This window comes from Streptomyces sp. NPDC048196, from assembly GCF_040652715.1.
GTDB classification, from domain to species: domain Bacteria; phylum Actinomycetota; class Actinomycetes; order Streptomycetales; family Streptomycetaceae; genus Streptomyces; species Streptomyces siderophoricus.
This window is the reverse complement of sequence record NZ_JBEZMM010000106.1, coordinates 1-6,915: the sequence shown is the minus strand read 5'-3', so window position 1 is coordinate 6,915 and position 6,915 is coordinate 1. Positions and strand designations below refer to the sequence as shown.

General features: G+C 71.3%; 5 protein-coding genes. 2 read left to right on the top strand and 3 right to left on the bottom strand.

The features are described from left to right. Positions 1 to 154: 154 nt before the first annotated feature. Entirely contained in the window at positions 155 to 2,044 is a 1,890-nt protein-coding gene (locus tag AB0E02_RS39170) for an AAA family ATPase (protein WP_362149548.1), read from the bottom strand. Positions 2,045 to 2,526: 482 nt separating this feature from the next. Next, positions 2,527 to 3,111: a hypothetical protein gene (locus tag AB0E02_RS39165; RefSeq protein WP_362149543.1), complete on the bottom strand. Its 585-nt coding sequence runs from the start codon at positions 3,109 to 3,111 to the stop codon at positions 2,527 to 2,529. Positions 3,112 to 3,349: 238 nt separating this feature from the next. Here AB0E02_RS39165 and AB0E02_RS39160 point away from each other — a divergent pair, with 238 nt between their 5' ends. Then, a complete protein-coding gene (locus tag AB0E02_RS39160; RefSeq protein ID WP_362149541.1) occupies positions 3,350 to 4,765 on the top strand; it encodes a peptidase C39 family protein in 1,416 nt (471 codons plus the stop codon). 233 nt (positions 4,766 to 4,998) lie between these two features. Beyond that, positions 4,999 to 6,120, top strand: coding sequence for an amidinotransferase (locus tag AB0E02_RS39155; RefSeq protein ID WP_362149539.1), 1,122 nt, complete (start codon positions 4,999 to 5,001; stop codon positions 6,118 to 6,120). 34 nt (positions 6,121 to 6,154) lie between these two features. Here AB0E02_RS39155 and AB0E02_RS39150 read toward each other — a convergent pair whose 3' ends face one another. Next, entirely contained in the window at positions 6,155 to 6,589 is a 435-nt protein-coding gene (locus tag AB0E02_RS39150) for a GNAT family N-acetyltransferase (RefSeq protein WP_362149537.1), read from the bottom strand. Between the last annotated feature and the right edge of the window lie 326 nt (positions 6,590 to 6,915).

Genomic DNA, 6,915 nt, shown 5'->3' with positions numbered 1-6,915 from the left:
GAGGGTCATCCCGGTACTGGGCGTACCGGGATGAGCCCGACAACGGTGGGGGTACCCCCACGCCGTTCAGGCGTGGGGGAGAGCGTGCGTGCCAGACGCCGCGAGGCAGGCGGGAGTTTGACGACAGGGCCCAGGGGAGGACGCCCCGGCCGCGTCAGAAACCCGGTGACTCCGGCCCCCGCCCCGACAGCACCTCGCCGTACGCCTGCATCAGATCCGGCAGCCGCAGGGTGGCGAGGTCGTCGCGGGTGGGGATGCCCTGCCAGGTGGACAGCCGCAGGTCGCGGTAGGCGCAGCTCTTCTCGTAGAGGGTGCGCAGGAAACGGCCGTTGCCGAGCTCGTCGACCCAGCCCTGGTCGACGACGTGGCCGCTGATGCTGCACAGCTCGTCGCGGGCCTCCGCGTCCCAGCGGTCGCCGTTCTCCGCGGCCAGGACCTCCCCGATGGCGGTCAGCTCCAGCGGCCGGTAACTGGGGAAGTCGACCCGGGTGGTGAACCGCGAGGACAGCCCCGGGTTGGCGGCCAGCAGCCGGTCCATGCCCTCGGGGTAGCCGGCGAGGATGACCACCAGCCGGTCCCGGTTGTCCTCGGCGCGCTTGAGCAGCACCTGCAGCGCCTCGTCACCGTAGGCGTCGCCCTTGCTGTAGCCGGAGTTGGACAGGCTGTACGCCTCGTCGACGAAGAGCACCCCGCCCAGCGCGGAGTCGATCAGCTCGTTGGCCTTGACGGCGGTCTGCCCGAGGAACTCGCCCACCAGGTCGGCGCGTTGGGCCTCCACGAGGTGGTCGCCGCCGAGCAGCCCCAGCGCGTAGAAGACCCGCCCGAGTATCCGGGCGACGGTGGTCTTGCCGGTGCCCGAGGGCCCGGAGAAGACGAAGTGCCGTTTCGGCGGCTGGACCGGCAGGCCCTGGCCCGCCCGCAGCCGGGCCATCCGCAGCTGGGCCGACAGCGCCCGCACCTGCCGCTTGACCGGCTCCATGCCGACCATCCGCTCCAGCTCCGCCAGCGCCTTCTCCAGCAGCACCGGATCGGCCGGCCCGGCGGGCAGCCGCTCAGTGTCGCGCGGGCCCGGCACCGCGGCCTTGGCCCGGGCGGCGGCCGGCTCGCCGCCGGCCGCGGCGGCGCCCAGCGGATCGCCGTCCGGCCCGTCCGCCTCACCGGTCGCCAGCAGCTCCCGGCCGTCGACGGGATCGAGCGGCGCCAGCGGGTCCAGGTCGCCGCCGGCCTCCTGGCCGAGCCCGGACGCGGAGACCGCCGCCAGGCCTGCGCCCTCGTCCAGCCCGTCCACCTCGGCGATCGCGGCGAGCCGGGCCGCGGTGTCCATGAACGCCGGGTCAACCCGGTGCACCGCGCGGTAGAGGGGGAGCGCCGCGGCGCTGCGGCCGGTGCCCTCATGGGCGCGGGCGAGCCAGTAGCGCAGCTCCTTGCGCTGCGGCTGCTCGCTGCGGCACCGCATCAGCGCGGCCGACAGCAACGGCTCGGCCTGCCCGTACATCTCCAGCCGCACCCGCGCCATCCCGCCGAACAGCCCGGCCTCGATGCCCAGCACCGCATCGCCCAGCAGCGGGTCGGTGTGCCGGACGAGCTGGTCCCAGTCCTTGACGAGATAGGCGCGGCAGGCGTGCAGGAAGCGCACCTGTGGGTCGGTGTCGACCGGGGGGCAGCCGGCCAGCGCCTGGTCGAGCTCGGCGACGTGCCGGCCGTCCAGCCAGTGCGAGGCGTGCGCCAGCAGCAGGTCGCGGCCGGTCTCCAGCACCGGCTGCACCCACCAGCCCAGCCAGTACCAGGAGTTGAGGGTGCGTCGGTGCCGGGTGCGCATCTCGCCGAAGCGGTCGCGGTGGCGGTGCATCCGCAGCAGGGCGATGGAGGTGTCGGCGCGCAGCGCGTGCAGTCCGAGCCAGGCGTCGGCCATCGACGGATCGAGCCGTACCGCGGCCCGGAACTCCTCCTCCGCCTGCGGATAGGCACCCACGGTGTAGGCGTCGACCGCACGCAGCCAGGCGAGCTCGGCCGGGGCGGGCGAACCCTGAGTTCCGAAATCCATCCGTCCCCCCACAAAGCGTCCCCCGTGTGTGCCGCCGGGCCGGTGCCCGCCGCTGGAGCCGTCCGAACCGGCGTGCGGCATACGGGAGTTGACCCTCGCCGCGGCGGTTTTGCCGGTGTGTGGCCTGCGGTGGCACAGACCCGCATGGTACCTGCGGGAACGGCGCGGGCCGTAGAGGGCGGTACGGGGCAGGAGCGGACGAGTGGTACGGCGCGGCGGCGCGAAGAATGCGGTGACCCAGGGTGAGGGGGAAGGCGGCGCACGCCGGCGGCGCGAGGTCGTTTTACGCAGAACGAAGCCCCCGATCACGGGGGAACAACCGGGGGCTTCGCATCTGCGGGCGGTCCGTTGAACCGCACATTGAGAACGTAAGTCCTGTACGCCCCCCAGGTCAAGCCGAGTTGGGGCACTCGGCAAGACCCTGTCGTCGGTGCGCCCCCCACCGGGCGCCGTCCGCTACGCAGAGTGAACTACGGGGCCGATCACGACGCCGATCCCGGCCCCATCCGCACCTCGTACCCCAACTTCCCCTGGTGCACCAGAAAATCGGCGTAGGGGCGCGAAGGATCCGCCGCGAAGTGCGCGCGCTCCGCCGGAATCCAGCCACTCCAGAACGCCGAGAGGCCCGGCCCGTCCCGGAGTTGCCCCCTTTCCCAGGAATGTTCGCGCGTCAGTTCCATCCACAGCAGACAGCTCAGATGCGGCCGCAGCGTCCGCCGTCCGGTGCCGACGCCCTCGACCAGGACGACCGGCGCGGGGGCCAGCGCACGCTCCTCGGTGAACTCCCCGCGTACCCAGTCGTAGATCCCGTACCGCGCCGTCCCGCCCCGGGACAGCGGCTCCACCACCTGCGCGCGGAACCGCTCGTCCCAGGCGAACAACTCCTCATGGGTGGCCAGGTCGTCGGTGTGCACCACCGGCGCACCGCCCAGCGCCCCGGCGAGCCGCTCGGCGAAGGTGGTCTTCCCCGAGCCCGCGTGGCCGTCCACCGCGATCAGCCGCACCGGTCCGCAGGAGGGCGGCAGCGTACGCAGCCGGGCGGCGAGCGGGGCCAGATCGTGAACCATCGCGCCAGCGTACGCCGCGGCCGGGCGCCGTCCCGCACGCCACTGGTGTGGACCAATATTTCCCGGGCGACGCGCGCCGCAGCGCCTTCCGAAGCAGGTCCGGAACGGCAATAGTTGAGCCACTGCCGATCCTCCCCGAGCTCTCCCTCTCGCCGAGCAGGGGAGACGCCGTTGCCCGTCCGCCGCCCCGGCCCGCCCCGCCCACCCGATCGCACGCATCCGACTGGGGGACCTCCATATGACCAAGTCCGCGCCCCGGCGCACCGTCCTGACCGCCGCGCTCGCCGCCGCGGCCGGCGCCGCCACCCCCTTGGCCCTGGCGCACGCCGCCGACGAACCCCGCAGGACCGCCGCGGACACCGCCGGGAAGGCGGCCCCGGACGCCACCGCCGACACCACCGCGCGCCGACCGAAGAGCCCCGTGGACTATCACGCCTGGACCACCGCCGCCGACTGGGGCCGGGGCCACGCCGACGGCACCGCCGTCGCGCACGGCCCCCGCCCCGGCATCCGCCTCGCCCGCCCGGCCGGCACCGCCGACTACAAGGACCCGCACACCGGCCGGACCGCCGCCTGGGAGTACGCCACCTGGACCTCCCCGGTGCACGCCCTTGAGGTCCCCGCCACCGAGGTCGTCGCCTCCTGGAACGCGCACACCCCGCCCGGCACCTGGATCACCGTCGAACTGCGGGGCACCTACACCGACGGCACCGCAACGCCCTGGTACGTCATGGGCCACTGGACGGCCGGCGACGGCGACGCGGACATCCGGCGGACCTCCGTCGACGGCCAGAAGGACGGCAAGAGCAGCATCTCCACCGACACCTTCGCCGTCGACGACCCCGCCGGCGGCCTCCGGCTCGCCTCGTACCGGCTCCGCGCCACCCTCCACCGCCGACCCGGCACCGCACTCACGCCCACGATCTGGCGGCTCGGCGCGATGGGCTCGGACCTCCCCGACCGCTTCGAGGTGCCGGCGTCCACACCCGCCCTGACCGGCCGCGAGCTGGTCGTCCCGCGGTACTCGCAGGAGATCCACAAGGGCCAGTACCCGGAGTACGACAACGGCGGCGAGGCATGGTGCAGCCCCACCTCGTCCCAGATGATCATCGAGTACTGGGGCCGCCGGCCCACCCAGCAGCAGCTCTCCTGGGTCAACCCCGACTACGCCGACCCCCAGGTCTGCCACGCGGCCCGCTACACCTTCGACTACCAGTACGACGGCTGCGGCAACTGGCCCTTCAACGCAGCCTATGCCGCCACCTACCGCGACCTCCAGGCCGTCGTCACCCGCCTGACCTCCCTCAACGACGCCGAACGCCTGGTCCACGCCGGCCTCCCGCTCATCACCTCCCAGTCCTTCCTGAAGACCGAACTCGACGGCGCGGGCTACGGCACCGCCGGCCACCTGATGACCATCATCGGCTTCACCAAGGACGGCGACGTCATCGCCAACGACCCGAACTCCCCGGACGACCAGGCCGTCCGCCACATCTACCGCCGCCGGCAGTTCGAAAACATCTGGCTCAGAACCAAGCGCAAGAACGCCGACGGCAAGACCGTCAGCGGGAGTGGCGGGGTCTGTTACCTGTACTTCCCGGCCCGGCCCAGTGCCGTACAGCGCCGGGCGCTGCGCGCGGTCGGAGTCGTCTGACGGAAACGTCCCGCAAGGGCAAGGGTGCAGCCAACTCCCGTTTGCCGGGCGTTGGTTGTGCCGTTTTTCCGCTCACCGTTGAATAGCAGAGCGGGTAGTAAGTGGCAAGGCAGGAGTTTTGGCCAAGATGTGAACGACCCTTGCCCCGGCCGTCGGTCGCCGCGTTCAATCGATCTTCATCACGGCAGTCAGGTTCCTGGCTGCCGTGCGCCATGAGATCGAGGAGCGAGTGCGTGACAGCCCAGAATGACCCACCCGTGCGGACGTACCCGTCCGCTGATTCCGCGGACCGGCCCAAGAGCCCGGTGTGTTCCTACACGGAGTGGGACCCGCTGGAGGAAGTGATCGTCGGCATCGTCGACGACGCCAGTTTCCCGACCTGGCACATGGCCTTACCCCCGGTGCTCCCCGGCGACCAGCACGAGACCTTCCGGCGGAATGCCGGAAAGCCCTTCCCGCCCGAACAGGTCGCCGCGGCCCGCGCCGAACTGGAGGAATTCGTCCGGATACTGGAGGGCGAGGGGGTGACGGTACGCCGACCGGAGCCCATACCGCAGCGCACGCCCTACACCACGCTCGACTGGACCAGCACCGGAATGTACGCGGCGATGCCCAGGGACGCGATTCTCGTCGTGGGTGACGACATCATCGAATGCCCGATGGCCTGGCGCTCCCGCTACTACGAGAACCTCGCCTACCGCCCGCTGCTCAAGGAGTACTTCCACGGCGGCGCGAAATGGACCGCCGGACCCAAGCCCGAGCTGACCGACGCCCAATTCGACCAGGAATGGAGCGATCCGGGCGAGGACGGCCCGCAGCGGCTGGTGGTGACGGAGTTCGAGCCGACCTTCGACGCGGCCGACTTCACTCGCTGCGGACGCGACATCATCGCGCAGAAGAGCAATGTCACCAATGACTTCGGAATCGAGTGGCTGCGCCGCCACCTCGGCGACGAATACCGCATCCACGTCTTCGAGTTCAAGGACTCGCACCCGATGCACATCGACGCCACGCTCGTTCCGATGGCGCCGGGCAAGCTGCTGATCCACCCCGAACGGGTGCCGGAAGTGCCGGAGCTGTTCAAGGGCTGGGACGTGATGGCCGCACCCCAGCCGGTCATTCCGGATACGCATCCGCTCTACATGACCAGCAAATGGATCAACATGAACATCCTGATGCTGGACGAACAGCGGGTCATCGTCGAGCGGCAGGACGAGCCGATGATCTCGACGATGAAGAAGTTCGGTTTCACCCCCATTCCCTGCAATTTCCGCAATTTCAACAGCTTCGGCGGATCGTTCCACTGCGCCACCGTGGACGTCCGTCGCCGGGGAACCCTGCAGTCCTACTTCTGAGGGAGCCGCGGGGCGGAGTTCGCGGGCGCGGGCGTCAGGTGAGCCGCAGGTCGATCCAGGGGATGGTGTCGCCCGGCAGGAGGTAGCGCTCCACTTCCTCGAAGCCCTGCTTCAGCGCGAACCGCAGGCCGTCCTCGTTCGACGACAGGACCACGGTCTCGATCGTTCCGGCGCCCAGCGCGCGGGCCCGCTCCAGCCCCCGCGCGTACAGCTCCCCGCCGTACCCCTGCCCTCGGTGGGCGGCCAGCACCCGGGCGATCACCGTGGCCGTGCCGTCCACCGGCCGCCGGACGGTGCTGCAGCCGATGAGGACGTCACCGAGATATGCGACCTCCAGGTGGTGGCGCCCGGAACGCTCCCGTACGTCGTCGAGGGACAGCTGATGGGTGGGGATGATCACGTTGTGGACGTGCTGCCAGTCCGCCAGACCGGTCTCGCCGTCCACCCGTACGAAGCGCAGTGTGGGCACCGGGCAAGGTAACCGGCGAGTAGGGGCGACTGTCAACGGTTGCGCTTTGCGGTGCCCCGCACGTAGCTGGCCGTCCCGCCGCGGGGGGCTCGCTCGCCGTTGCCGCTTTGCGGCGCCCCGCACGTAGCCGTCTCTCCCGCCGCGGGGCGTCTCGTCGTTGCGCTTTGCGGTGCCGCGTACGTACCTGTCTGTCCCGCCGCGGGTGGTCTCGCCGTTGCGCCTGCGGCGGGCTGGGTGGTGTCGGGTGCGGTGACGGGCCTGCGGGGCCGGTTGTGTGGACTGCTGTCGCTTTACGTCCACACAACCGGCCCCTCCGGCCCGTCCCC

Bases quoted from the DNA above. Each gene is read 5' to 3' on its own strand.
- AB0E02_RS39170 (WP_362149548.1), bottom strand. From the start codon at position 2,044: ATGGATTTCGGAACTCAGGGTTCGCCCGCCCCGGCCGAGCTCGCCTGG.
- AB0E02_RS39165 (WP_362149543.1), bottom strand. From the start codon at position 3,111: ATGGTTCACGATCTGGCCCCGCTCGCCGCCCGGCTGCGTACGCTGCCG.
- AB0E02_RS39160 (WP_362149541.1), top strand. From the start codon at position 3,350: ATGACCAAGTCCGCGCCCCGGCGCACCGTCCTGACCGCCGCGCTCGCC.